Here is a 1,248-nt window from a genome sequence, read left to right as displayed (position 1 = left end):
AATTGTCCAACAGAGTGTGGTCAATGTGCTTCAACCGAAGTTTGAAGAGTTACTATTTCATAATTGGTCAGTAGGGTATCGCCCAAATAGAGGTGTGAAAAGAGCACTTCAGATTATTCTTTGGAATATTGAACAAGGGTACAACTATATTTACGATTGTGATATAAAAGGTTTCTTTGATAATATCCCACATAAGAAACTGATTAAAGTGCTAAATAAATACGTTTCTGATAGGACAGTATTGAATCTAATTAACCAATGGCTGAAAGCTGGTTATATGGAAGAAGGTAAACTTCTGAAGTCGGAAAATGGTACACCACAAGGTGGTGTCATTTCGCCATTACTTGCGAATGTATATCTCAACGAATTAGACTGGGAATGGGATCTACATGGTATTCGGTTTGTTCGATACGCTGATGACTTCTTATTATTTGCGAAAACTAAAGAGGATATTGAAAAGGCAGCTTCGCTGACAAAAGAAAAGTTAAAAGAATTAGAACTAGAAATAGCACGAGAAAAGACTAAAGTCGTAGACTTTAATCATGATGATTTTGATTTCCTTGGATTTACGTTTCATCATTGGAGACAGTGGAAAGAAGGTAAAGAACCAACTTTTCTAGTTACACCTAAAGAAGAGTCCATTAAAGACTTCCGACTGAAAATTAAAGAGAAGACACGTAAAACTTTAACTCTAAGTAAGGAAGAATGGATTAATAGAGTAAATCCAATTATTCGTGGAAAAGTGAATTATTATATAACTGTAATCGAAGCAATAAAGGAAAATGAAAAACACGGGCAGCGGAGTCACTGTGTGACCCGGAGAATGAGAAGAATACTTCTAGATTTAGACGGTTATATTCGTAAAAGGCTACGTGTAGCGTTTATTCATAAACACCCTTCTCAAAAGAAGGGACAGACAATGAATTCCAAATGGAATAACGCTTATTTTGTCAGTATTAAGTTAATTCCTAGTTACTGGCTTTACCTAAATAAGGCCTTTGGTTATACCTTAGAACAATATCTAAATGACATGAAGAGAAAATCTAAACGTAAATTGAACAGCAGAATAAGAAGATTAAAAGAAAAGGGCGAGGAATATTATTCTCCTCACCGACTCCAAAAGATGCAAAATGCCTGGAAGGCATCTTATTGATAATCATTGTAACATATTGGTAAGCCGTATGCCTTAGTAGGGCACGTGCGGTTTGATAAGGGGGAAGCCATGAGAATGGTTTCCCTACTTTATTT

At 35.6% G+C, this 1,248-nt stretch carries 1 protein-coding gene; it reads left to right on the top strand.

Annotated features, from left to right (window positions below; genetic code table 11):
• Window positions 1-1,153, top strand: a 1,153-nt coding sequence (locus IEV35_RS19955) for a reverse transcriptase domain-containing protein (RefSeq protein ID WP_188386412.1), incomplete at its 5' end; no start/stop codon positions are given.
• Between the last annotated feature and the right edge of the window lie 95 nt (window positions 1,154-1,248).

The organism is Ornithinibacillus halotolerans, assembly GCF_014637405.1.
GTDB lineage: Bacteria > Bacillota > Bacilli > Bacillales > Amphibacillaceae > Ornithinibacillus > Ornithinibacillus halotolerans.
This window is presented reverse-complemented; position numbering and strand designations above follow the sequence as displayed.